We start from the raw sequence: 24,183 nt of genomic DNA on the forward strand, positions 1-24,183 counted from the left end.
GTTATACTCCTGATTCATGTTTAAGCCACGCCAACAAAACACGGCGTTTTTGATAATTAGCCGTTATTCCAATGCCTTTATTCATCATCTCTCGCCGCCATTGCTTTGATAGCGCAAATTCTTCGATTACTTCTTTTTTTAGATGGTCGTTATAACAAGAAATTAGAACGGATTTACTTCCATTTTTATCACTGCGCCTTACAACTCTTATTAAATAACATAGCCAATCATTACATTCGCATATAGCGTTAAACCCATCTTTCAGGTAACGACGGTATTTTACCGCGTACAAATCCCCATCGTAGGCAATGATGGCGTAGCGCGTCCCGTCAGATAGAGCCGACACTCCAACCAGTGAGTGAGTGTCTGTATATTTCGATAATTTCGAGTTATTTGCCATTTTCTCCCCTCGTGCGGTTTTTGTTTTAACTGTGTGAAAAAGTTTTGTGCTCTAACTGTTCATGTGTTCATAAAAAGTTATTTTCCATATATAACAATTAATTAAGTATGAACACTTCAATGAACACCTATGAAGACTTATGTAGAGTCTACATATCAACAATGAACACTCATGAACACTTAATGAATACTTAAATTTCAAGTGTTCATAAATTACTTATTGATATTTATATCTATTTTTCACTTATGAACACTATGAACACTTTTCTCTAAAACTTTTCACACATGCTATTTTATCGGTGTTCGTGGTAGCCAGTCTTCGGCTTCAAATTCGTTTAATTCGAGGTTTGTTCTTACCCCATGAGTGAACCTGTTTTTAATATATTTTTTCCCTAGCTCCTTAAGTGCGCTATCAATTGACCGCCCAAACGTTGTAAGCGTTAAGGGGTTTTTGTTTCCGTTCCCCTGCATATAAGCCATATAAGCGTGATACAAGTATTTACGCGGTGATTGTGGTGATATGTTCGCGTTGCCCATATACATACCTTCAGGGCTATCAAGTGCGACAAGGTAGGCGCAAAAGTCTATAAGCGGGTCAGTTTCGCGCTTTACGTCTACCGCTTCATTAGATCCCCTCTGTTCAATCAATAGCCTGTTAGCGGTTTCTGGGTCTGGGAACTCACGCAACAAATCACGGATAATCACGGGTATTTCTGCCTGTATCTTTTCTGGTAGGTTCTTGTCTTTTTTGCTCTCGCTAACCGTTTCATTGAAGTGAAAAATAACGCGCCTACGCCCAACGCCATTACTGCGCTCAGTAAATTGCATGGGTCTGTTTCCTGTCATGAATACAACGGATTTCATCACCATCGAAAATTGCTTTTCATACTTGGGATCAATACCAACTGGGTCACCGCCTGTAATCGCTTTTAATCCTGCTCCGTCCCCAACATACTTGGGTTGGTCGGGTAGTAAGATGAGTTTTTTACCCACAAATTGCGCTCTGCCTCTCGCATCGTCCAATGCCTTTAAATCGCCGCTTGATGTGTTGTGCTTGCCAGCTAATAACTCAGCAATATGAGCAAATACACTTTTGCCGCTACCGCCTACTCCGGTGGCTTCAATAAATAGCTGCCAGTCATAACGGTTAGCAAATACCATATATAACCCCGCCTTGATGCGTCTTGCTTTGGCTTCATCTCCACCGGAAACATGGGATAACCATGCGGTAAAGTTTGGCGCGTTATCTTTCAGGTTTTCACCTGCTGCGGGTTCGGTGTAGGTGATCCCATTTTGATGTAATAGCCAGTCGTTAGCATCATGCGCTCTAAATTCATGTGTCTTTGTGTTCAATATGCCGTTAGCGAATCCAATTACATCGATATCGGGTTCAGCCATTGGCTCAGCAATGACTTTCAAAACATCAATAACACCAGTGATCCACCGCATACTAAAATTCGTTTCGTTCTCAATAAAAAAATCCGCCATTTCTCGGGCTAGGTCGCTATCTTTAACTTTCTCCCATATTACGCCGTTGTAGGTGTATATCGTCATTGAGTCAGTATTTACCGCCAATCGCCCGTATCGCTCAATTAACAGCATAGCCAACTGATTTGGGGCTAATTTGGCTATATTGGCATCAGTATCAATGCGGCGTTTTTTCTTTTTAGTCTTAGCGGTATCAATCACGGCTGTGTTTGATTCACTCATTGCCTCGTCTCCTTGTGGCTGATATATTCCTTCGATGAAAGCGGTTGCTGTGGCTTTTCTATCTCTGTATTGATGGTGATCGTTCCAATCTCCCCCAATGGGGGGTATTGATACATACCCGTTAACTTCTCGCGCTGCGGCTTCTGCTTTCTCCTTGCCCGTGTTGACCTCGTTTTTACTGTCATTGTCTCCAGCTATAATGATCTTGCTTTCTGGATACTTCGTCCGCATTACCTTAGCCACATGAATTAAGTTACTCGCATCAATTGCCGCTACTGTATACGCCTCTGGGTTCAGTAAATGGCACGTCATGGCGGTTGCTAATCCCTCGGCGATAATCACCGTAGAAACGTTTACAGGTTCATTGATAGGGTAATAGCTGCCATTCTTCGTACTATCGAGTAATAGCCGTTTATCGCCATTAGGTTTAATGGTTTGTGCTGCTGTGATTGTGCCGTCAGTGTCTATCAATGGAATAATCAGCGAACCATCGGCTAACAGGGTCACGGTGGTACTATCAAATCCTTTCGCCTTGAGGTAATCGGACTCGCCCTGTTTAGCATTGGCAATAGTGCGGCTGTATCGCGCTGTAAAGCGTTTATGCTTCTCTATCTGCTCGTTAGCTTGGTTCTGGGCTTGCTGCGCTTTCAATGCGTCCTGTTGCGCTTTTACCTCATGGCTACGGTAGGCTGGTGGATTATCTGAATGGGTATCAATTCCAATCATGCCAGCCACCTCATACGCGGCTTCTGTCACGCTACCACCCAGAACACGCTGAACTAAGTCCAACCCATCACCCGAGCCGCACTGACTACAAATAAACGTGCCGTTGCCGTCTTTGTCGTCAAATCTAAAACGGTCTTTACCGCCACAATGAGGGCAAGCGGTGTGCGTGTTTAGGGGCACTTCTGCCCCAAGGTTAGATAATATGTTTTGCCATTGCCCGTTGGCTTTCAGCTTCACCTCACGGATAACATCAATCGGTTTCATGTCATTGCGTCCTTTTAATGAATGGTTACGGTGTTGCCGAACTCGCCATTTTCTATAGCTCTGATTAGGTCATCGTGAAGAATATCCAGCATTTCGCGCCCTCGGTCTGATAGTCGGCAACCTTGCCGAGGCTCAAGATTGATAAAATCCCTATACATCGCCACCGCCATGCTTGCGCCATTCTCTGCCCCATAATGGTCATATGCTGCGCCTTCGATGTGATTTGCCAATAACATACGTTCGCTTGCTGCATAGACAGTTAAGGCTGCGTGTTCATTGCGGTACACTGCTGCGGTAATCTTTCCGCCTTTCCCGTTATCGGTTTGCTGAAACCCGTTATTATCTGCCTGTTCCATGACAAACGAGGCAGCAACAATCCAACGCCAGAGAATGACGGTTTGCTCAATCGTGGATTTAAAAAAGCCTTCAACCTCTCCTTTGCTAATGGCTAAAACCAACTCAAAACCCATTGATAAATGACCATCAAAACTACCATCATTTAATGTGTCCAATGCCTCCGTATAGCTAATAGCCTCTTGATTCGCTGCGTCAGTAATGAGAATTACACCGTGTTCGCTGTGCTCGAATGCGTTAATGTTAGAAATGTTCATTATTTGCCCTCCATAGCAGAATCAATAGCCTTAACAGCATCACTCACCATAGAGAAAACAACATCTATCATGTGGGCGGTTTCCTCGTCCTGATTCGCCTCTTGCCAAACGCTTAACAGTGTCAACACTCGGTTTACTTTCATGCGTGGTACTTCCAGTGATAAAACCATCTCTTTGTTAGCCATTACTTCACCTCACGCACATAGTTAATTCGGATATCGGTTAAACCGTCACGTTGCGCCTCTCGCATCACTTGCGATTGAGCGTCTTTCTGGGTGGCTGATATCACCTGTTTACAAATACCTAGCGTTAACCCTTTCGGTGTTGTGCCATACCCTGCGATTTGAAACGTTCTCATGAGCGATAATCTCCAATATCCTGAATGTGTAGCTGCGAGGCTTGCTCAATGGCCATTACCATTGGTTTAAGTGCTTTCTTCTCCTTGCGGCGTAGGTTCATGGCATAACTGCCGCGCCTACCGTGACCTTGATAAGAGTCAGCTTCTAAACTGCTAATCAAGTTTTGAGCCTCACCAATTGGCATGGCTTCAAGTTCCGCCAGCGTGGGAATGTTGATGTGCTGTAATTCAGGGAATTCAGACAGCCGAAAATACGCATCTATAAGCTGGTTTTGTACCTGCCAAGAAAGCGGATCATTAAACGGCTTCACGGTTAGCAAATACCCTGATTCAGTAATCAGTGTTACTTCTCGGGCTTTATTACTAATTGGTGAATGTTTGTGCGTCCGTTTTGTGCACGCACAAAGTTTGAACAGTTCTAAATCCTGTCCAGTTAGGCGGTAAAAATCCTTACCCTCAGTAAAATATTGACGGTGAGCATTGAATGATTTTCTAGCCGCACCCGTTGGGCGTTGGTGTACCTCGTCAATCATGGCAAAGGTTACAACTCGCTTACCTTGATACATGAATGGGCTTAGGCTGGTGGCATTGATAGTAACCTGTCTCATTTCATCACCTCCGCTAACCGAGTAATTTCTTTCCCTTGAGCATGTACAAGGCGATTAACTGCTCTCAGTAGAAAATGTGTATCTGTATCAGCCTCATTCTCTACAGCCGTTAACAGTGGGATTAACAACGCTTGGAGTTCTTCGTTGATATGCTCGACTTCTTCCAAGGTAGATAAGTGACCAACCTTTAACTTGATTGTTTTCATTTGGTCGCCTCCCGTGATGATTCTTCAATCAGAAATGAAGCTACATAGCCGGATAAGTCCGCCATGAGCGACGATATAGCTACGATGTCAGACTGTGTAAGGTTACGGGGGTAGTTAGGAAGCATCAGGGCAATCATCTCTAATTGATGCGCCTTTACAGCGGCTTGATGAATGGTGATTTCTGCGCTCATGCTGTCACCTCCTGAGCAGGTAAGCGACCAGCGAATGACAGAATGTAATCACGTACAAGCATCAGTCTTGCACTGTTCTCGTTCGGTGCTGTAACAGCAATACGGCAAGGTTTAGCGGTAGTATCTGAGCGTTTAATGCTCAAAAATAGAAATTTAAATTGAGTTTGGGTAGGGGTTGCCATCATGACGATGATCTCCGTTTGTTTTAACTCGGAGTCACCACCAGAGGTTCCAATCTCTATAGGGGTGGTGACGTTAGCAAGGTTGGAACTACTGGCACAAACGGAAACCAGCCAGCCCGAAGGCTGCCTTACCAACGCCACCATTGAATAAGCGCGATATAATACCGCATTTAATAGGTATGCGTAGGCATAGATACAAAAAAAGACGCAAGGCGCGTCATGTGTCGCCGTTTGTAAGCTCAGGGTTCCAATCCTGACACTAGATTTTGCTAGTGCGTTTTTACTATAGCCAAAAGTGAGTAGGAAAGTAAAGTGATTGTCATCAAAGTTTTTAACTAAGCATTCGGATTTATCTGTACTGACTGCAAAATGATCGCTATGTTGATAGTTCTCACTTGCTCGATATTCAATATCGACGTTTCCAAGGGTAGCCGATTGGCCGCCCTTTTTTATGGACTGTAAAAACTCAATTATTTTGCCTTTTATGGACTCGCAAAACTCAATTCCGCCTCGTGTAGTGACCCAGTTTAAACCTTGCCAATGAGGATAATTCGCATCTTTAGAAAGGTGAGAAAAATCACCTTTAGCAAATGGTGTAAATTTTCCACGTTTTAGGTTCTCGCTACTATCCCATCCTCCAACGGTGGTTAGGATTAATTGATTGGCGTAAATTTTCGCTGATACATCGGCTAAAACTTTAGCTGGTTGATGAGCCAAAATATTAGCCAAGTAACCTGACGAAATTTTGTCTGATTGACTATAACTTGAAGTTAGATTCAAGATGGATAAAAGGGCGTCCACTTTAACCGACTCCCCACCTGCCAGTAGGGAATCATTCACTTGGTAGGCAATCATTGCGCCACCTCTACACGTTGCGCTAACCACTTCTGAGACAGCCCGATTAACTTGTCCTTGCGTGCGTGATAGTCCATGCCTAGCTCAATTAGCGTTGTATTGGTCTGCTCAAGGTATGAAAGGTGCTCTAACTGTGTCTCGCTCATAGCATCACGAGGATTGCTAATAATGCCGTTCTGCTTCGCCCATACCTTAGCTGTAAGCCCACCTAATACAATACGGTTCAGCATGTTTGACTCAGTCGTGTAATGGTGTGGGAGTGTGCTTTTACCTTGCTCCATGCGTGCCAGCTCTAACGCTGAACACATCGGCTTAAAGTAACTAGCCACTTTGAGGCGTGATTTAAGTTGATGGCGTAATTGCTTGGTGATAGTTGGCGCTACTTTGTGTAATGCTTCCTCACACTTGATAAAGTATTGACGGATTAAGCGGCCTTGTTCGGTACGTTCAACCATGCCAAGTTCTTTAGCCATATTGAAAGTGATTAGGTACTCGTGTTTGATTTGCTGTCTAGATTTTGCGCTACTCAAATTTGAGTTGCTCAAAGTTTCCACAACTAAATAATCTACCCCTTGGATAAATCCATATTCATTAATGCGACGCTTGATCCAATCGGTTAGTCGAGTGTCTACCCCTAGAGCTTCATGTAATGAGTTGGCACTGACACAATTAATTATTTCCCCATTCAATTCATGATTAATAATAGGCAACATATCGGCGAAAGTTGTTTCGTTAATATCGTTTAACTTGATTTCAGGGTGAGCGAATCCCTGACCCATTACGGTCATTTTATTTTTCATATTGTTATTTCCTTATTATTCGGTAGGGTACTGCGACAAAATTAATTCAGATTGTGATTTCGAAATACCTTCATATCCGCCAGCATTGGCGCGTTGGTTGATGAGGTTAATTACCTTCTGCGCGTCTTTCTGGCTGCGAATGCGATAACGGTAATGTGATCCAATACCGTCAGGGTTCGGTTCGTCAGTGCGATCTAAATTAATATTTAGTTTGCGCTCCAGTTCTGAAAAATAATTACGGCCTGATGATAAGCGGCAATACTTTAAAATATCGTTTTCAGTAGAACCGTTATAGGCAGATAAAAAATATTTCCATGCTTTGATTTTTTTTGGTGGGTTCTTTGATAGAATAGATGACGCAACGTTATTCTGAGAAGCCACCTGTGACGGGTGGTTTTTCTTTTCCATTAAGCCACCTCACCAGCGCGTGATTCAGCAATCTTATTAGCGATCCATTCATCGACTTCCGACTCAACGAAAGCAATAGAACGAGTACCGATTTTTACTGATTTAGGGAATTGACCTGTTTCAATGAGGCGATAAATCCACGCTCTACCATAGCCTGTACGACGCATAACTTCAGGTAAGCGAATAAGATTTTCTTTTAAGGTTGTAACTGTTGGCATTATGCCCCCTGCTATCTGTTTAATGATACGCCTTAATGGACGTTCGTAGATCTCAGGAGGAAATATACTTTTTTAGGTCGGAGGTTTTCGTAATATGACAAAAATAGTTCGTAATATTACGAATCTATATTTTTAATCCAGCCGGAAACAGTATTGCCACTAGGTAAAGGAAGTTTTAATAAGTCAAAATCACTTCTTATTTCCCCTCTAGGGTTATCAATATGAGAACGAGGGTTATCTGCAATATCCTTCCCATATTTCACACAAGTTAATCCATATATATATTGAGCCATCGCATTAATGGTCTTAGGTGACTCTTTTTTATCTGCTTTACAGCTATTCTTATTTATTAATTTTAAAATATTAGATTTTTTAATTACAGGTAATGCGCCACTTGGCACGCTTGTGCAAGGCATGAGTTGATGAGAATAATCGCCATTATTTACCAAATTAAGAAGGTGGGTTAATTGAGCTATATGTTTGTCGACTAAAGGATTCAAACGGTCTGCATGGGCTAATTTCATAGCCTCTACTATTTTTAGAGATTCACCAATATCAACGGGTGATAATATCTGATATAAGTCATTGCCTTTGATTAACACAATCCCTCTTACACCATACAAACTTCTCAATGGTTCATTAAGCCCAACACCTTGGCTATAAAGGCACTCATTGAAGTGCTTAATTACACCACAAAACATAGCATCCCATAGCCCATCAATTCTAACTATCTCATTATTTATTGGTATTGCATGCTGAATTAAGGTTTCTGGCATTACTGCGTCACTATTCAGCATTTCTAAATTAGCCTTTATCAATGCGTCAGGATCATCTAGTGCTACTGATAATGGAACAGTTTTCAATGAAACCTTTCTTGCCGGTGCGGGAGTTTGAAAATATATAGATGGAGAAATTGCCTCATCTGCGACAAGTCTTGCAATATCGCCAATAGATACTTGTATTTCTTGTTTGTCCGCCAAAAGCTTCACTATTTCTGAATAGCTTAGCCATTCACGATATGCAGATATATCCACGCCTCATCTCCCTGAGATTCCATGTAGTCCATTACTGTCTATTAAGCAGTATTAAGATAAAGTGTATAATATATTAACTTATAATCAAGTGCCCTTTTCTGAGGCTTTCTGTGGATAACTTTTTATTAGAATCAAAAAAGGATTAACTAGAATTAATTAATAAAAAACCAGACCTTTTATTGTCTGGTTCTGTATGTGGTTGCTGGTAGGCTAGCTCACTAATCACCAAAATTGATTCTCTTGGCGTTCCTTGCTTTCTTGGCAAAATCATACGGAGTAATCGTTTTTTCTCTATTAGCATCTAAAAAATCAGCCCACCATTGAACCATTAATCGACGTTCTTCTATGTGCTTTGAGGTGTGAATATATGCAGCTCTAACATTTTTTCTTTCGATATGACTTAACTGGCGTTCAATCGCATCATCATTCCAAAGGCCAGATTCTCCCATAGCACCACGTGCCATGGTTCTAAAACCATGACCGCAAACCTCTGTTTTAGTGTCATATCCCATCACACGCAAAGCGTTGTTGACTGTGCTTTCGCTCATAACTTTTTTAGGATCATGGTCATTAGGAAACATAACTTCACCGTGGCCAGTTAAATTATATAATGTACGAAAAAGCGACACTGCTTGGTTGCTTAATGGCACGATATGGTCAGTTTTCATTTTCATACCACGATTTGAAAACTTAACACCCGGTATAGGCTTTCGTTTGGCAGGAATAACCCAAACAGAATTATCTAAATCCACCTCTTCCCAACGGGCAAAACGTAATTCGCTAGAACGAACAAATGTAAGTAGAGTTAATTCCAAAGCTATCCTTGTTAGTAATCGACCTCGATAGCGAGAGATTCGATTTAGAAAGTTTGTTAACTGGTCGGAAGGTAATGCAGGATGATGAGTTGATTTAACAACTGCCAAAGCACCAGCCATATCATTAGCTGGACTAGCCTCTAAAATATCATTTTGCACAGCAAAGCGCATAATTGCGGTAATCCGTTGCTGTAAGCGTTTAGCAATATCATGCTTCCCATCATTATCAACATTTTTAACTGGTGCTAATAAATGGCTTGTTCGCAAAGAGCGCACATCCATTTTACCTATATGAGGAAAGATATAATTTTCTAAACTACGTATCACCCGCTCGCTATGATCTTCACTCCATTGCTTATTACTGGCGTGCCAATCACGTGCTATTCGTTCAAAGGTTACTATTGTTTTAGGTTCGGTTTCTTTTCTATCAACTTTAGGATCCACCCCCTGAGCCAATAACTTTTTAGCCTCATCTCTTTTTAAGCGAGCCTCTGCCAAAGATACTGTAGGATAAACGCCAAATGCTAGACGGTCTTCTTTCTTATCGGCAGGACGGCGGTACTTCATTCGCCAATATTTCGAGCCTCGATTAGATACTTCAAGATACAGCCCACCACCATCAGCTAATTTATAGCTTTTTTCTTTTGGCTTAGCTGTCTCGACTTGGCGTACATTGAGTTTCATTTGGGGGCACAATCCTGATAGAAGTGATATGCCCCAAATTATGCCCCTTGAATAGGGTAGATTGCAATAGACTTTAGAAGACCATAAAAGAAAAGGCCTGATGTATTTATCAGGCCTTTCTAAGGGTTAGCTTACTTTAGTAGACTTTAGTAAACTATAATGTGGTGCCCAGGGCGGGACTTGAACCCGCACAGCCTAAAGGCCGAGGGATTTTAAATATTAGATATGGGGCAATTAAAACAATAAATTACTGATAAATATGAATTATTAGTAAGCCGATATTAGGTGAAATCTGTCTGTATATCGTCTTGTTGCCACATTATTTATTCAAATTATCCAGCGGATTTAAAGAAACAGCAGCATCCAAATGCTCTGGTGCAAAATGCGCATAACGCATCGTCATCAAAATAGAACTATGACCTAAAATCTGTTGTAAAACTAATATATTTCCACCGCCCATCATAAAATGGCTTGCAAATGTGTGCCGTAAAACATGAGTTCTTTGCCCCGTCGGTAATTCTATATTTGCCTTTTTTAAGGCGCCTTCAAATGCATCGTAGCAATTCGAAAACAACGCCCCTCGACGCTTTGGTAATATGTCATAAAGGGCTTTTGATATAGGAACCGTTCTATTTTTCTTTGACTTAGTTTGAACAAAAGTCACTTTGTGTGGAATGATTTGTGATTGTGTTAAATTCTGCGCTTCGCTCCATCTAGCGCCAGTTGCTAAACAAATACGAACAACAAAACCAAGGTCTTTATTTTGAGAATCATCACATGCAACAAGTAAGCGATTGATATCATCTTTATAAAGAAATGCCAGCTCTTGCTCACCTTCTTTAAACTGGCGAACGCCATCAAGTGGATTATCTCCTTCCCATTCACCTAAACGCTTTAACTCAGCAAAAACGGCATGTAAATATGATTGCTCACGGTTAACTGTTGCCTGTTTTGGCGTTGTTCGGCCTTTGGCATTCCACTTGCCTTTTAATCTATGTTCACGATACTGAGCAAACATATTTCGGTCAAAATCAGAAGCTAGGGGATCCCCTAATCTTTCACAAATAGCCTCAAGCTTACTTTTTCTACCATCGCCTGATGTTAGCGTTTTTCCATGCATTTCATACCAGCGACTAATCAAATCACTTAATCGAATAGCGTTAGACTCATTGATAGCAATATCTGATGCATCCGCACCTTTCATCATTTTGCGTTCATAAGCCAGCGCCTCACCTTTTGTAGCGAACCTCTTTCTTATGCGAGGGCCTTCTCTTCCCTCGGGGAAACACTGACATAACCATTTGCCATTAGGTAATTTGCTGACAGCCATATTATCTATCTATCTCTACAGATTTAACTTCTTTAAGTATCTCAATTAATTGTTCTTTGTTAGGTGCGTCAATTTCTTTAACTAAGCCACTATCGTTAAAAACGACTCTGACTCTTCTATTTTTGTTAATCATTGCAATTATTATTGAAGCAATGAAACTAGTAATACCTCCGGTAGATAACGCTAGGCTTACCCACTCAGGAGCACCAGCGGAAAAGCATATAGGGCTTCGATTGTATTGAATATCAGCACTATCGAGTTCTTTCGCTATTTCTTGTATAATTACTCCATGAGCCTTGATTCGGAGATCTGTTATGTTTTTAGTCATCATCAGCGCGAATACTCCTTTACAAAAAATCAAAATTGCCTATCACTTACTAAGACAGGCATCAAAAATACTGTTTAGTAATAACGCGGTAGCCGCTATCAATTATCAAAATGAGAGTGAAAAACATGATCTTAAAGTTATATCAGAATTAATAACTGATACTAAACAGCAATAATTTTCAAATCATTCTTATTTTGATGATTTAACTAATTCATTAAAAAATGAATTAAAACCTTTCTTGCCAGAATCGTCATAACGAAGCTCGTTAAATTGTTGAGTAAATGAACAATCATCATTAACTATTGCATCAATAGATTTCACTGGAAGGTATTTTTTCAAGATATCTTCAGCATGTTTTTTTGTGAGCGTTACTGTATATTCAGGGCTACCTTTCAGCTTATTTTTTGTATTTGTTGAGTCTGTTAAATAAGAAACTATTGTGACTTTATCATTGTTACTATGTATAAATGTTCTATATACACCGTAGACTACCGCACGTTTTACTAGCAACTCTTTCACATCTTTAGCATCTTCTGCGTATCCGTTCGGAGTAAACTGTAATTTCAATGGTTTTTTATTTAACACTTTAAATGAATTATTTTCTGGATAATAATCTCCAAAATCTTCTATCGTCTCAGATATATCACGATCAAATACTTTATTTTTACAAGCTAATTCCTCAGTTTCACCGTAGCTAAGTGTTTCTTCTGCTTTTGCTGGTAAGCTAGACAATATAAACGAAAGCAAGGCAATACCAATGATTGACTTTTTCATTAAATCCTCTCATATAGAATTAATAATTAAAAAATAACTAGTCCAATAAAGAAACCAATTACAAAAACAACTGTGAATTGTTGTGGGTACTTACGAAATACATCTAACCAATTAACACCTTGTGATTGTTCTTTTTCCTGCTTCTTTTCATAAAGCCAACCGAGAGCTTGTCTAAGCTGGGAACAATTCAGTTCTGTTAAAAGTGATTTCATTGCAAACTTAAATTGACAATAAACCATCAGATCATCTCTGAGTACTTTGTCATTTTGTGTATTTTTTAATAGTAAATGAACTAATGATGACTTATTGACCTCCTCTTTTTTTTCATCAATCATCTTATTTAAATAATTAACAATTGATGGATATTGTTCCGTCGTTATTTCATCAATCTTATTTACGCCGCATTCTGCATGCACAAGCTTCCAAATAACAAATTTTTCCTCATTACTTAACTCTGAGATCTCAGCTACTAGTTCATTTAATATTTTTCTTTGGGCGTAGACTAATAATTTCTCATCATTATTTGAGTTGTTTATATGAATGACTTTACTGTCTTCATATCGCTCTATATGAACACCACCCTCTTTAAAGTCTCGACCAGATACACGGCTGTCGTTTCCTTTAACTTCAATGCTCACTCATACCACCTAATAATTTAAAGACTATTTTTTATTTTCGTGGAAATCACGCCCTGCTATACGTTGGCCTGATCCTGTTACATTAATTGCTGTTTCGCTATCGGTAGGCTTATTTGCTGTTAAAGCTGCAAATACAGCTTGCTTTACTGCCAAAGGCGCGGAACGGTAGTAACTAATTAGCTCCACTTCATCATTTGCTAATGCTTCACTTGATCTGATTCCAGTCACAATAAATTGGACATCAACACCAATTTTTGAAAGAGCCGCTAGATATAAAACATCTGGTGAGCGTTCACCCTGTTCATATTTAAGTTGCGCTAATTTTTTCACGCCGCCCATTTCGCCAAACGCCATTTGACTAAGCCCAATTCGCTCTCTTTCTGAGCGAATGCGCTCACCGATATCTATTCGCATACAAAAACCCTTGACATGTATTCAATTGAATACCAAAATACAACTAACCAATACTTAGTGGATCACAATATAACATTATGACACAAGAAAAAAATGTACCTAGATCGCGTTTAACTGCATCTGGCGGGAATAAGAGACTGATTCCTATGCGATTATTAGAAAGCGAAAATATCGAATTAGAAGTATTAGCAGAGCAAGAAAGCCGCTCTAAATCAGCAATGGCGCGCCTTGTGTTTCTTGAAGGCCTGAAAGTAATAGCGCAGAGGTAATTTATGAGCAATATCACTTATGAGTTTAGTGTCTCAGCGCCTTACGTTTCTGTGAATAAATACTCAGAGCTGACAGGTATACCTTTAGAGACAGTGCGAAAAATGGTGCATCGTGGCGACATAATTATAAGACCTAAGAAAGGTGCGAAAGAGAAAGTTCAAATCAACATGATTGCGATGCTGAAAGATGCAATCAGAAATAGTTGATAGAGGTTATTTTATGGTTACGCAAATATCAACGCATAGTTTTAAATACCGAGGCTTTAAAATTATAAAGTTAAGGGTCAAAAAAGGTACTCAGCGTAAACACAATTACAGTGTTCAACTTAATGAGCAAGAGTTTGGTTTATCTGATTCAATTGATTCTGCTGCTGAATATATAGATAAACTATATGCAATGCGCGGCATTCATACTGGTATTAATAAATTCGTTTTTAACGGAGCGGAGAAAGTAGAATGAGTCAATTACATTTTCAACAGTATAAACACAAGCTAACAGGCTCATCTGTTAATAATTTCAAACATAAAAAGCAAGAAAAGAAACTATCAGTAGCAGATAAATTATTTATGGCTATTGGTGCTTTATTTCTATTCTATTTAGTCACGGTTTCTATTTAAGTATTAGCTATGAATAGCTCAACGACTGAACAATCTAAAGCACAAGGTATTATTCAGTTATTAGGCAATATCAAAAATTATGAGAGTACTGGACAATCTCTAACCGAAAGAGCTGAAGGTTTAAATCAGGCATCAAGGGTTAGAACATCGCTTTTTCATCTAAATAAGGATAATCCAGATAATAGAGAATTAGCAGGCTTTATTGAATATTTAAGATTAAACGATGAGCGAGCGCTAAGTATGATTTTTTATTTAGCAGGTATTAAAAGTAATCAACATCAATTAAGTTTTGATGAATTTAATAAAGGGGAAAAACAATTAATTATTACAGCGATTAATCAAATTAAAGCACTCGCAGCGCTATTACCTAAAAATATAGCAATGCCTATTTAGCCATAACTGAAAAATTAATGACGTTGACGCGTCAGGGATTTCTACACTCTGAATATGGGATTTTTATTATGAAAAATATAGAAGTGAAACCAATTTTAATTGGTGTTGACCTTGCTACAGGTGAACGTGATTACTCCGCTGTGGCCATAAGCATTAAGGCCATCAGAGAAGATGAACGTAAAACATTATTTGATAAGTTCTCATCTCGTCTTGATTTACTCGCTTGCAAAATACTTAAAGAAAAAATGAACGACGAACAAATTCACCAGTTATTAGTTGGTGAGTCTGAACATTACTCAAATCTGGCGGCGGAGTTAGATTATGTCTAAAGAAATTGACCGCGCCAGCGACCACGAAATGCTCATGCGTGATCAACAAATCAAAACCATTACTAATCGCCTAGTCAGTGTTTCCGCTTTTGAATGTGAAGATTGCGACAAGCCTATTTCAGAAGCACGCCGCATTGCATCACAGGGTTGCACTCGCTGCATTGACTGCCAAACGATTTTTGAGCTTAAAAGTAAACATTATCGGAGCGTGTAACGATGAAAAGGAAACACGAGCTTAAAGTGGCACCTCGTTATTTTCAATTGGTTCAAGATGGTTTGAAAACAGCTGAATTTCGCCGTGCCGATAGAGATTTTCAGGTGGGTGATGAGTTGTTTTTGCGTGAATTCAATTCAATCAATAAACCATATGCTAGTTACACTGGAAGCGCTATTTCATGCCTAATCACTGATATTACAAAAATTAACGATGTTTACCCAGAGCTAAGGGCGTTACCTGAATTTGTGATGATTTCCTTTTCAATTATTCGAACAGAGGATAATTATCGTGGCTAAACCAATTAAAACCATCCTAAAGTGGGCTGGCTCTAAAGTTCGCATTATTGAACAGTTACGCCCGCACCTACCAAAAGCAAAACGGTTAGTTGAGCCGTTCGCCGGCTCATGTGCTGTGATGATGAATACTGATTATGAAAGGTATTTAATTGCTGACGTTAATAGTCATCTAATCGACTTGTATTTAATGGTACAAGATGACATTGAGTACTTTTTAAAAAAAGAGCTTGAATGGCCAAACTTAAATACTGAATTTAATTATAAAGCCCAACGTAATTTATTTAATATTCTGCCGCCTGATAGTTTTAATCATACATTTCGTTTTTTATATCTAAATCGTCATTGTTTCAATGGGTTATGTCGCTATAACTCTAAAGGCGAATTTAATGTTCCTTATGGTAGATATAAAAAAACATACTACCCAATAAATGAAATTATTTCATTTTCTGAAAAAGCCCAAAATGCCGATATTGTTTGCCTTGAGTGGCAAGACACACTTTCATTAGTTGAAGATAATGACGGCGTGTATTGCGACCCGCCATACATGGGTAATAACTTTACTCAATATCATACCGCCGGTTTTTCTGATGCAGACCACGAGGCATTAGCTATTGCTTTAAAAGATATCAATGATATTCAAGGCAATCCGATCACGGTTTCTAATTCACCTGATGCCAAAGAGCTTTATTCTGATTTAGGTTTCACAATCCATGAAATAGATGCGCCTCGTACTATATCAGCAAAAGGCAACCGCAAGCCGGCCAAAGAAATTGTTGCTGTTTTAGAGGGGGTCATGTAATGGAACTTGATCCTAAAAACGGCGTGTACATTAGCGGCACACGCTTTGCTATTCAGCGACATGTTGATACTGAAAATAATAAAGTCATTTGGCGATTACTTGAAATTAATCGCTTTGAGCGTAGCTATAGCCTTGTATGTTGTCATTCTGATCCGTGGATGCTGGCTATTGAATTGACCTCTTATCACGTCCAAAACGTGAAAGGAAAAGGCATAAAAACATTAGATGTTTACCGTGAAGCAGTAGATGTTATTTCCCGCCGTTGTGAAACGGCCATCAACGCATTACGACCTGAAACCTTGGGTGGTGCGCTAAATGTCTAAGGTATTAGATTTTACGTGGCAACCGTTAACTTATACTGCGGATATGGTATTTCCGTATCCGTGGAATAAGCCTAAAGAGAATTGTTATTACAAGTCTGATGTAGAGAGACCGCTTACCCGTGAACAAGTCGTTCAGGGGCAAGCGATTTTAAATGACATTGAAGCCCTGCCGCGCGTTCTACGCTACCGCTATCAAAAACATTATGAAAACCTCATTAAAGAAAAAGGTTTACGCAAAGCACATGATTTTTTGTATTTCCGTTTTCGTGAGCAAATTTGGCCGCGCTTTATCGCTGTAAACTCAAGCTACGAGATGGATGCAAAAGCATTATTGACGCTTTCTACTCGTTTATCTGTCGAAGTGAGCCAATTTAACAAACTGTTTGATCTTAGCGATAAACCAGTAAAAAAACTGGCTGAAACTATCGCGGCTGGCTTTTTCAGCTTATATGAAAAATATTGCGATACGCTGACCGAACACCATAACGGCGATCGTGAAATTATCTATGATGATTCAACACAAACAAAAATCTATGGCCATTTAGCTGAATTAGCAAAAGGGCTACATGTATCACCACTTCACTATCAAGCCTATTGTCGAATACTTAAAAATCGCAAACGAGGCAAAAAAAAGCAAAATTTAGATGTTCGCAAAGTGATTGCCGCCGTTCAGCGCCTAACAAACACAGATTATTGGTATCGCAAATTAAAAGCCCATCGCACCCAATGGCTTGAAGCCTTGATGATCGCGAATATGGATGTTTGCCAGAATCGCAACCCCTACGCCAGTAAGCAAGCTATTCGAGCTGTTCAAGCTCAACGTTTATCTAATATGCAGTATTTACAAGGCATGGATATTGAAGACGTAGAGACGGGCGAGCGGTTTGATCTGTTCGATAAAGTGATGGCAAGTGTTTCAAACCCTGAAATTCGTCGCATGGAATTAATGGCGCAAATGGCCGGTATTGAACGTGTAGCGAAAGAACGCGGTGATATCGGCATGTTTATTACCATGACCTGCCCTTCTAAATATCATCCAACAAAACTGCGTAAGCGTAAGAAAGACGTGATCGCGGTGCTTAATAGTAAATGGAAAGATGAAGCCTACACACCAAAAGACGGGCAGCAATATTTAGTTAAAGTTTGGTCGCGTATTCGTTCAGCCTTTAATGACAATAACATTGATGTTTATGGGGTTCGTGTTGTTGAGCCGCATCATGACGGTACGCCACACTGGCATATGTTGTTATTTGTTGATAAAGCCAGTCGGGCAAAAGCCATTGAAATTATGCGTAAACGCGCATTGAAAGAAGATGGTGACGAGGCCGGCGCACATAAATACCGTTTCGAATGTAAGCACATGAATCGCGGCGGTGCCGTGGGTTACATTGCAAAGTATATCGCTAAAAATATTGACGGTTATGCACTTGATGGCGAGATAGACCACGAAACCGGCAAAGACTTAAAAAGCATGGCAGCAGCAGTGACTGCTTGGGCTTCAACGTGGCGTATACCGCAATTTCATTTCTACAAACTTCCTTCAAAAGGTGCTTATCGCGAATGCCGTCGGCTTCCACGAGGCGTTTCTATTGCTGATCAACTTGGTGATGTTGCGGAGCGAGTCCGCGCCGCTGCTGATGGTGGTGATTTCTTTGAGTATGTGATGTCGCAAGGTGGTCCATGTATTCGTCGTAAAGAAGAGACAATACGTGTTGCTCGCGAGGTCGCTGATGTGAATGTTTACGGTGAAGACGTTCAGAAAGTCGTGGGTATTTACAATCAGCTTGTTGCAAACAAGCCGACACTCAAAACTCGCGACAGGCAGTACAAGATTGTGAAGAAAAACACCGAAGCTGCGGGCGATGGTCTTTTAAAAAGCGCCATCGGCGCGCCTCGGAGTCCTGTCAATAACTGTAGATCGCGGATCACATCCAATCTTTCAGATGTGCAATTTTACGAGCCAGAGCGCTGCTCTGGTGAAGTATGCAACATAGAGGAATACGGTTTTGCCTTTATTGAAACAGACGCTCAGAACACGGTAGGAAGCGAAAAATCGCTAGCTAAGCAGCAGAGACAGGTTTCAAAAATAGAATTAAGTGAAAGTGATAAAAAAATTAAGTTGGAAATAGTCACTTTTGCCCGTGAAGTCGGTTTTGAATTCAACATTTCCCATTTAGAAAGCATGTTTATAAAAGGCATGGGGGTAAGTGACGGCATTTATCACATGAAATTTGATGGAAAACGTTTGAGATTAGAGTTAACAAAAGATGGCAAAAAGAAGCAAAAACAAGCGTTACAGGAAAAAAAGAAAACCATACAAAATCAATATTATCAACGATGTATTGATGCGTTAGAAAGAATTGCAGCAATAAGGAAATAACAAAACAAATCAATTGATTGGTACGATTATAAGGCTACACAGATATGATTTAAATATGTAGCCAAGAAACTTATGTTCTATTAAATAGAGGATGAATAACGAATGTCCGATTCATATCCGTTATATCTAAATTTGGTTTGTCATATGATGAATATACAACCAATGATTCAGCTATTTTTATTCCAATTACTCCAACTATAAACCAGACGTTCACTAATTCATCGAAATTCATTACTATTTTTGAATGTAATTCATCATCAGTTGAAGATACTTTATCAAGTATATAGGTTAAGATAAGGTTTCTCTTAGATTCATCAATCAACGCAATAGAGAAATCGGAAATAGTAAGGAGTGATAGTGAATCAACATAGACTGATATATTTTTATAAATACTTACCCACTCAGAAACTAAAGCTCTTTTCCTTGAGGAAAAGTATTTTTCTTCTGCCATCAAAACAATATTTTTATCAATGCTGACGCTTCCATCACACTCTTTGAGACAATAGTTAACAAAGCTAATAGCGTCCCTAGGTCGTAGCATTGTTCTATTTAATATATAATCGTCAGCGGATGTTCCATTTATATCAAAATCAAAAATATCTTTCATAGATATATTTTTGGCACTTTGATATTTATTTTTAACTAAATGATTAATACGTTTGTCGATTATTTCACGTATTTCAGTCTTATTCCATGAAATTGCATATATTAATGATTGGTCTTTCTCGTCTTGCCTTAAAGTTTTATTATAAATACCCATTAGGATATCTGTTCTTATAGAAATTAAAATTTTTACGGATTTAATGTTAAGTAATTCTCTAAATGCTTCAAGCAAGGCATTTATAAAATCATATCTAATATCACTTGAGCTTAACCATGAGCGGTCAAGATCATCAATACTTATTATGATGCGAAATTGACCAGATTCTGAAAATTCTTCATTTAAAATCTTAATTAGTTCTTTTTGTTTTCTAATTAGCTCTCTGCTAACATAACTAGATGTTTCAGATTGTATTTTCTGAGTGTCTTCTCGCCCAAGTTTACCGCCAATATCTATCCCGCTCATAGCTATTTTGCTTGAAAGTTCTTGTTGCATTTTATTACTGATTTCAACCAAAGCTTTATCATTAAAAAAAGTATCTTTAAATTCGCTTATATATTCATCAGCAAGCTCAGGGTTATAAGGCTTCTTTTTACCGCCTATAAGGTCTTTAATATAATTAAAAAAACTTTGGTAGCTTGTTCTGTGTAGGGCAGGTATCACCTTGATAAGTAAAGCATGTAGCCATAATGATTTGTAAAACACCCTTAAATCAATACCTCTGTCGCTGAGTGAAGATATGAACACATTATTTTTGACATGCTCAAATATAGTATTTTCAGCTTCAATTTTATCGTAAATTTTTATACTTCCTTCATCAATTATTTTTCTTAGAAGTGCTGACTTACCACTTCCAGTTCTTCCTACGATAATTCTTTTAGTAAAGTCAGGATTTTTTTCGGATGAATCAAAGTTCATTATTCCTTTAAAAATATTAGTTTCATAGAAACAAGAGTCTAAATATGAGTCAGATTCAGCTTCTAACTTGCCAATCTCATCATTATTTCTAAAAATATGCATATTCATGTTCATTAATCCACTTTATTTACCGATATGTCATAAGTATTTTTTAGAATCATTTATAGCTATATTTGCATATCTATGATTTAACTAGAAGATACTAAACTATTAAAATCGAACTTACTAGTAAGTTCGGTTTTCCGCAATTTCCCGCCACAATCTGCAAGATCAATAAAGGATCGTTATCTATGTACGGCACTACTGCTAGTACGGTTCGGGCTATCTCGTGCAGGTGCATGAAAACCGACCGATTTAGTGGGCAGGCGTGGCGGGGCTACGATTGCGCGGCGACATGTTTATTGTTAATTATCCGTCCGCAAAATCTCAGCATCACAGCGGCGTTAAAATCAATTATTCATACCATGATAGCAATTATTTTTGCGTTGCTTACAATGGCGTATAGCGCGCTTAAATCGCTGTTTGATGTGGAGTAATTTCGGCTAATTCGTCTTGGTGCTGATGCTTTGGTATAATATCATGGGGTCTTATTATTATTAAGACCATCGAGATCACCTACCTGTAGGCGAAAAAATACCGCCTCGGTGGGCGGTAATATTCATTCTGAAGTGAGTAACTTACTCGTTATCATCTAACTTATATGGTTCAAACTGTATCACCTCTTCCCCGCACCAGTCGTTCAACTGCTTCATCTTGGCTTGTAGTGGTATCAGTTCATTGCGCACAAATACCTTTGCCGCCTTTTCAACATCACCAAAGCCACCGGTGTTTTGTGGAATGATCCCCATCATCTGCGGCGGTACCCGATGCGCTGCTAACATATCATCACGGCTGACATTCTTAATATTCAAAAATTCATCTTTGGCCGCAACTTCACTCAGTGGCATAACTTGAATACCGTCCTTCTTTCCGTTTGGCGCATACAAAAACAGATTGCGGAAATTGCCTGGTCCTCGACTACTACGCACTGCTTTACGAATGTTATCTATATCAGTGGGAGATTGCGAAGAATCACTGATATACATGATGTAACCGGCATGGCTGCCATTCAGATAATAACGGCGGCGAAATAGCGTTGCGGATTCATTAAGCAACGTAGAAGGTAAAGCCGCTAAGTATTCAGGCAGGCCATAAAGCTCTTGATTCACATCCGGCTCTATCAAATGAAATACGCTACCTTGATTAAATGCGAACGGCTCACTTTCATAGCCATATTTCACAAACCAATATTGCTCGTCATCGGTACCACGGCGGGTATATTTCGCCGGTGTATGTTTGAATTTTAATAATCCACCGAGTTTGTTGGTTCGCTCTTCAAGATATGCATTACCGAACATCAAAAAGTCGAGTGAAAAGCTATCGAAAGTTTGCCGGTCTAATAATCGGTGTGGCTTAAATGTGCTGGTTAAAATATTACGTTTGACATAAATCGCACTGCTATGATGCGGTGCGGCACGAAACGCTTTTGATAATCCATTAAAATTAATCGGCGGCTCGTACCAGTTTTCCATTCTGACACATTCAAGGTAATCATAGATTTCACGGCTATCAAGAACGGAAACCGGCTCACCAAATGTGAACGCTTCTACGCCGCCAGTGTTTTGCGACTGATTTAGCTTTTTTCGATTTTTACGGCTCATTAGTAAAGCTCCACGATATTATGATGTTGGGTACTGTCACCCGTGATCGGTTCATTGAATAACGCATGCATGGTTGCCCATGCAAGGTCAGCGTGACTGGCATCCTCGCTGCGACTGGCTTCATAGGTGGGTCGGTTACCACTGGCGGTGGTTGAACGGCGAATAGCCATAAAAGATTGAATAATGTCAGTGTCACCGGCATCGAACTCTAAGCGACCGCTGTTGATTACATCCCATGCTTTAAGCACTAAGGCATTTTTCATCGCAGGGTTATAGACAAACTCACGGGCTTGCGGGAAAAACTCTAAAACAGATTGATAAACACCGTGGCCAATACCAGTTGAGTCAATGCCAATATATTCGACGTTATAGCGTTCGGTCAGTTGTTTGATGGCTTCCGCTTGGGCGCGAAAATCCATACCGCGCCATTGATGGCGTTCAAGAATGCGGAATGATCCGCCCATCATGGATGGCGGCGCTATCACTACGCAACCTGCACTGTCACCATTTTCTGTACCTTTGGCGGGGTCGTAGCCAATCCAAACAGAACGATATCCATAAGGCCGGTACATTTCAGGTTGAAAGTCTTCCCATACATCCCAACTATCAACTAAGCAGCGCTGCATTAGCTCTAGCGAGAAAATAGATGCGATATCATCAACAAAATCACACATCAGTAAGTTTTGATATTCATCGGGGCTGTATTCCAGCCTTAACTGATTAATATCAAATAGATTACAGCCGCCTTTTATCGCATCTTCCACGGTGACAATTTGACGCCATTGACCATCTTCACACAGTCTGCCTGCGGCAAGTGCGCTATGGCTAATATCAATCTCTATGCGATCAGCTTTAGAGCGACCGCGATTAAATAATTTTCCTGACCAGAACGGGTACGCGCTATGTGTGAGACTTGAAGGTGTTGAAAAATAGGTTTGACGCCACTTTTTATGCATCGCCATACCGCTGGCCACTTTGCGCAATTCAAGAAATTTAGGTATCCAAAAGAACTCATCTAAATATAAATTACCGTGGTAACTTTGTGCTGTCCGTGCATTGGTACCGAGAAAATACAGGGCTGCGCCATTAGGCAAAACTATCGGATCACCTTTTAAGTCAACATCAACCTCTCGCGCCATATCAATGATGTATCCTTTGAATACGTGCGCTTGGGCTTTACTTGCCGATAAAAATATTTGGTTTCGGCCTGTTGTGAGTGCATCCATAAAGGCTTCACGGGCAAAAAAGTAAGTCGCCCCGATTTGGCGTGATTTTAAAATGTTACGAATACGGTGTTTGTGGCCTGCCCCGTACCAAACCTTTTGGTAGGCAAACATATTTTCACGAAAGATTTCTTCCAGCTTTTCAATCTGCTCTTCGCTAAATAAATTTTTCTCAGGGGCTCGGCGTTCACCTTTATTGCGATTGGCTAGTTTCGGGTTCAAATCAACCTCATTGCCACCGTTTTGATACTTGTGAATTTTGGCATGCCGCTCTACTTGGCGATAAAGTAAGTCGATTTCTTTATAGTCTTTCCCCTCTTTATTTTCTTTGCTAATTAGCGTACAAAGTCGCATCTCAAGTGTCATTTCAACGCGCTCAACGGGGGTGATATCATCCCATTTGTCGCGGCGCTTCCAACTGTGAATAGTCGCTGACTTTTCGTTAAGCAGTTCAGCAATGCGCGCGATCCTGTAACCTTGAAAATACAGGTGCATCGCGCGTTTACGGGGTTCAAAATCGTGTAATAGTTTCATGCGGTCAGATTACTGGTCGTATTTATTCCG

General features: G+C 39.9%; 35 protein-coding genes. 13 read left to right on the plus strand and 22 right to left on the minus strand.

Annotated features, from left to right (window positions below):
- Position 1: 1 nt before the first annotated feature.
- The 16 genes from P2E05_RS12220 to P2E05_RS12295 form a co-directional block, all read right to left on the minus strand.
- Complete coding sequence (locus P2E05_RS12220; RefSeq protein ID WP_276122764.1) at positions 2 to 400, minus strand: hypothetical protein; 399 nt, start codon at positions 398 to 400, stop codon at positions 2 to 4.
- A 287-nt stretch (positions 401 to 687) separates the two neighbouring features.
- A complete protein-coding gene (locus P2E05_RS12225; protein WP_276122765.1) occupies positions 688 to 3,099 on the minus strand; it encodes a primase-like DNA-binding domain-containing protein in 2,412 nt (803 codons plus the stop codon).
- 14 nt (positions 3,100 to 3,113) lie between these two features.
- Positions 3,114 to 3,710 carry a hypothetical protein gene (locus P2E05_RS12230; RefSeq protein WP_276122766.1) on the minus strand — a complete coding sequence of 199 codons (597 nt, stop codon included), beginning with the start codon at positions 3,708 to 3,710 and terminating at the stop codon, positions 3,114 to 3,116.
- Complete coding sequence (locus P2E05_RS12235; protein ID WP_144140322.1) at positions 3,710 to 3,895, minus strand: hypothetical protein; 186 nt, start codon at positions 3,893 to 3,895, stop codon at positions 3,710 to 3,712. Before P2E05_RS12235 ends, P2E05_RS12230 begins: the two co-directional genes overlap by 1 nt.
- On the minus strand, positions 3,895 to 4,068 hold the full coding sequence (locus P2E05_RS12240) for a hypothetical protein (protein ID WP_165906921.1): 174 nt from the start codon (positions 4,066 to 4,068) through the stop codon (positions 3,895 to 3,897). Before P2E05_RS12240 ends, P2E05_RS12235 begins: the two co-directional genes overlap by 1 nt.
- A complete protein-coding gene (locus P2E05_RS12245; protein WP_276122767.1) occupies positions 4,065 to 4,676 on the minus strand; it encodes an ORF6N domain-containing protein in 612 nt (203 codons plus the stop codon). The genes P2E05_RS12240 and P2E05_RS12245 overlap by 4 nt, the downstream gene beginning before the upstream one ends.
- Positions 4,673 to 4,882 (minus strand): hypothetical protein, encoded by a 210-nt coding sequence (locus tag P2E05_RS12250; protein ID WP_004906529.1) that lies wholly within the window; start codon positions 4,880 to 4,882, stop codon positions 4,673 to 4,675. The genes P2E05_RS12245 and P2E05_RS12250 overlap by 4 nt, the downstream gene beginning before the upstream one ends.
- Positions 4,879 to 5,073, minus strand: a complete 195-nt coding sequence (locus tag P2E05_RS12255; protein ID WP_276122768.1) for a hypothetical protein — start codon at positions 5,071 to 5,073, stop codon at positions 4,879 to 4,881. Before P2E05_RS12255 ends, P2E05_RS12250 begins: the two co-directional genes overlap by 4 nt.
- Positions 5,070 to 6,110: a host cell division inhibitor Icd-like protein gene (locus tag P2E05_RS12260; RefSeq protein WP_276122769.1), complete on the minus strand. Its 1,041-nt coding sequence runs from the start codon at positions 6,108 to 6,110 to the stop codon at positions 5,070 to 5,072. Before P2E05_RS12260 ends, P2E05_RS12255 begins: the two co-directional genes overlap by 4 nt.
- The gene (locus tag P2E05_RS12265; RefSeq protein ID WP_276122770.1) at positions 6,107 to 6,910 is read right to left on the minus strand and encodes an antA/AntB antirepressor family protein; all 804 of its coding nucleotides are present in this window, start codon (positions 6,908 to 6,910) and stop codon (positions 6,107 to 6,109) included. Before P2E05_RS12265 ends, P2E05_RS12260 begins: the two co-directional genes overlap by 4 nt.
- A 15-nt stretch (positions 6,911 to 6,925) precedes the next feature.
- Positions 6,926 to 7,318, minus strand: a complete 393-nt coding sequence (locus tag P2E05_RS12270; protein ID WP_276122771.1) for a hypothetical protein — start codon at positions 7,316 to 7,318, stop codon at positions 6,926 to 6,928.
- The gene (locus P2E05_RS12275) at positions 7,318 to 7,536 is read right to left on the minus strand and encodes a helix-turn-helix transcriptional regulator (RefSeq protein ID WP_276122772.1); all 219 of its coding nucleotides are present in this window, start codon (positions 7,534 to 7,536) and stop codon (positions 7,318 to 7,320) included. Before P2E05_RS12275 ends, P2E05_RS12270 begins: the two co-directional genes overlap by 1 nt.
- Before the next feature lie 116 nt (positions 7,537 to 7,652).
- Positions 7,653 to 8,570, minus strand: a complete 918-nt coding sequence (locus P2E05_RS12280; RefSeq protein ID WP_276122773.1) for a hypothetical protein — start codon at positions 8,568 to 8,570, stop codon at positions 7,653 to 7,655.
- 218 nt (positions 8,571 to 8,788) lie between these two features.
- Positions 8,789 to 10,069 (minus strand): tyrosine-type recombinase/integrase, encoded by a 1,281-nt coding sequence (locus tag P2E05_RS12285; protein ID WP_272579635.1) that lies wholly within the window; start codon positions 10,067 to 10,069, stop codon positions 8,789 to 8,791.
- Positions 10,070 to 10,388: 319 nt separating this feature from the next.
- Complete coding sequence (locus P2E05_RS12290; protein ID WP_276122774.1) at positions 10,389 to 11,399, minus strand: phage integrase; 1,011 nt, start codon at positions 11,397 to 11,399, stop codon at positions 10,389 to 10,391.
- A 1-nt stretch (position 11,400) separates the two neighbouring features.
- Positions 11,401 to 11,730, minus strand: coding sequence for a hypothetical protein (locus P2E05_RS12295; protein ID WP_276122775.1), 330 nt, complete (start codon positions 11,728 to 11,730; stop codon positions 11,401 to 11,403).
- On the opposite strand from P2E05_RS12295, the gene P2E05_RS12300 reads away from it, so the two are divergent.
- Positions 11,714 to 11,902, plus strand: coding sequence for a hypothetical protein (locus tag P2E05_RS12300; RefSeq protein ID WP_276122776.1), 189 nt, complete (start codon positions 11,714 to 11,716; stop codon positions 11,900 to 11,902). The two genes, P2E05_RS12295 and P2E05_RS12300, sit on opposite strands and share 17 nt — an antisense overlap.
- Positions 11,903 to 11,916: 14 nt before the next feature.
- Here the strand turns inward: P2E05_RS12300 and P2E05_RS12305 are convergent, their stop codons facing one another.
- From P2E05_RS12305 to P2E05_RS12315, 3 genes are read right to left on the minus strand one after another with little or no spacing between them, the layout of a single operon-like run.
- On the minus strand, positions 11,917 to 12,501 hold the full coding sequence (locus P2E05_RS12305) for a hypothetical protein (protein WP_276122777.1): 585 nt from the start codon (positions 12,499 to 12,501) through the stop codon (positions 11,917 to 11,919).
- A 26-nt stretch (positions 12,502 to 12,527) separates the two neighbouring features.
- Entirely contained in the window at positions 12,528 to 13,139 is a 612-nt protein-coding gene (locus P2E05_RS12310) for a hypothetical protein (protein ID WP_276122778.1), read from the minus strand.
- Between the two features lie 24 nt (positions 13,140 to 13,163).
- Positions 13,164 to 13,553 (minus strand): helix-turn-helix domain-containing protein, encoded by a 390-nt coding sequence (locus P2E05_RS12315; protein ID WP_276122779.1) that lies wholly within the window; start codon positions 13,551 to 13,553, stop codon positions 13,164 to 13,166.
- Between the two features lie 77 nt (positions 13,554 to 13,630).
- Between P2E05_RS12315 and P2E05_RS12320 the strand changes: the two genes are divergently transcribed.
- From P2E05_RS12320 to P2E05_RS12370, 11 genes are all read left to right on the plus strand, one after another.
- On the plus strand, positions 13,631 to 13,822 hold the full coding sequence (locus P2E05_RS12320) for a hypothetical protein (RefSeq protein ID WP_276122780.1): 192 nt from the start codon (positions 13,631 to 13,633) through the stop codon (positions 13,820 to 13,822).
- 3 nt (positions 13,823 to 13,825) lie between these two features.
- A complete protein-coding gene (locus P2E05_RS12325) occupies positions 13,826 to 14,029 on the plus strand; it encodes a DNA-binding protein (protein ID WP_276122781.1) in 204 nt (67 codons plus the stop codon).
- Between the two features lie 13 nt (positions 14,030 to 14,042).
- Positions 14,043 to 14,282: a hypothetical protein gene (locus P2E05_RS21685; protein WP_276122782.1), complete on the plus strand. Its 240-nt coding sequence runs from the start codon at positions 14,043 to 14,045 to the stop codon at positions 14,280 to 14,282.
- Complete coding sequence (locus P2E05_RS12335; RefSeq protein WP_276122783.1) at positions 14,279 to 14,440, plus strand: TetR family transcriptional regulator; 162 nt, start codon at positions 14,279 to 14,281, stop codon at positions 14,438 to 14,440. Before P2E05_RS21685 ends, P2E05_RS12335 begins: the two co-directional genes overlap by 4 nt.
- A 9-nt stretch (positions 14,441 to 14,449) precedes the next feature.
- Positions 14,450 to 14,833 carry a DUF5347 family protein gene (locus P2E05_RS12340; protein ID WP_276122784.1) on the plus strand — a complete coding sequence of 128 codons (384 nt, stop codon included), beginning with the start codon at positions 14,450 to 14,452 and terminating at the stop codon, positions 14,831 to 14,833.
- Positions 14,834 to 14,901: 68 nt separating this feature from the next.
- Positions 14,902 to 15,162, plus strand: a complete 261-nt coding sequence (locus P2E05_RS12345; RefSeq protein ID WP_276122785.1) for a DUF2732 family protein — start codon at positions 14,902 to 14,904, stop codon at positions 15,160 to 15,162.
- A complete protein-coding gene (locus P2E05_RS12350; RefSeq protein ID WP_239354132.1) occupies positions 15,155 to 15,376 on the plus strand; it encodes a TraR/DksA family transcriptional regulator in 222 nt (73 codons plus the stop codon). Before P2E05_RS12345 ends, P2E05_RS12350 begins: the two co-directional genes overlap by 8 nt.
- A 2-nt stretch (positions 15,377 to 15,378) precedes the next feature.
- Positions 15,379 to 15,675 carry a DUF3850 domain-containing protein gene (locus P2E05_RS12355; protein ID WP_276122786.1) on the plus strand — a complete coding sequence of 99 codons (297 nt, stop codon included), beginning with the start codon at positions 15,379 to 15,381 and terminating at the stop codon, positions 15,673 to 15,675.
- Positions 15,668 to 16,474 (plus strand): DNA adenine methylase, encoded by an 807-nt coding sequence (locus P2E05_RS12360; RefSeq protein ID WP_276122787.1) that lies wholly within the window; start codon positions 15,668 to 15,670, stop codon positions 16,472 to 16,474. The genes P2E05_RS12355 and P2E05_RS12360 overlap by 8 nt, the downstream gene beginning before the upstream one ends.
- Entirely contained in the window at positions 16,474 to 16,797 is a 324-nt protein-coding gene (locus tag P2E05_RS12365) for a DUF5405 family protein (protein ID WP_276122788.1), read from the plus strand. Before P2E05_RS12360 ends, P2E05_RS12365 begins: the two co-directional genes overlap by 1 nt.
- The gene (locus P2E05_RS12370) at positions 16,790 to 19,177 is read left to right on the plus strand and encodes a replication endonuclease (protein ID WP_276122789.1); all 2,388 of its coding nucleotides are present in this window, start codon (positions 16,790 to 16,792) and stop codon (positions 19,175 to 19,177) included. The genes P2E05_RS12365 and P2E05_RS12370 overlap by 8 nt, the downstream gene beginning before the upstream one ends.
- A 70-nt stretch (positions 19,178 to 19,247) precedes the next feature.
- On the opposite strand, the gene P2E05_RS12375 is transcribed toward P2E05_RS12370, so the two are convergent.
- Positions 19,248 to 20,804: a P-loop ATPase, Sll1717 family gene (locus tag P2E05_RS12375; RefSeq protein WP_276122790.1), complete on the minus strand. Its 1,557-nt coding sequence runs from the start codon at positions 20,802 to 20,804 to the stop codon at positions 19,248 to 19,250.
- A gap of 230 nt (positions 20,805 to 21,034) precedes the next feature.
- Here P2E05_RS12375 and P2E05_RS12380 point away from each other — a divergent pair, with 230 nt between their 5' ends.
- Positions 21,035 to 21,232 (plus strand): hypothetical protein, encoded by a 198-nt coding sequence (locus tag P2E05_RS12380; protein WP_276122791.1) that lies wholly within the window; start codon positions 21,035 to 21,037, stop codon positions 21,230 to 21,232.
- A 141-nt stretch (positions 21,233 to 21,373) separates the two neighbouring features.
- On the opposite strand, the gene P2E05_RS12385 is transcribed toward P2E05_RS12380, so the two are convergent.
- Both P2E05_RS12385 and P2E05_RS12390 read right to left on the minus strand, forming a co-directional pair.
- Positions 21,374 to 22,396 carry a phage portal protein gene (locus tag P2E05_RS12385; protein ID WP_276122792.1) on the minus strand — a complete coding sequence of 341 codons (1,023 nt, stop codon included), beginning with the start codon at positions 22,394 to 22,396 and terminating at the stop codon, positions 21,374 to 21,376.
- Positions 22,396 to 24,153, minus strand: coding sequence for a terminase ATPase subunit family protein (locus tag P2E05_RS12390; RefSeq protein ID WP_276122793.1), 1,758 nt, complete (start codon positions 24,151 to 24,153; stop codon positions 22,396 to 22,398). Before P2E05_RS12390 ends, P2E05_RS12385 begins: the two co-directional genes overlap by 1 nt.
- Between the last annotated feature and the right edge of the window lie 30 nt (positions 24,154 to 24,183).

The sequence above is a fragment of the Providencia stuartii genome, assembly GCF_029277985.1.
GTDB lineage: Bacteria > Pseudomonadota > Gammaproteobacteria > Enterobacterales > Enterobacteriaceae > Providencia > Providencia zhejiangensis.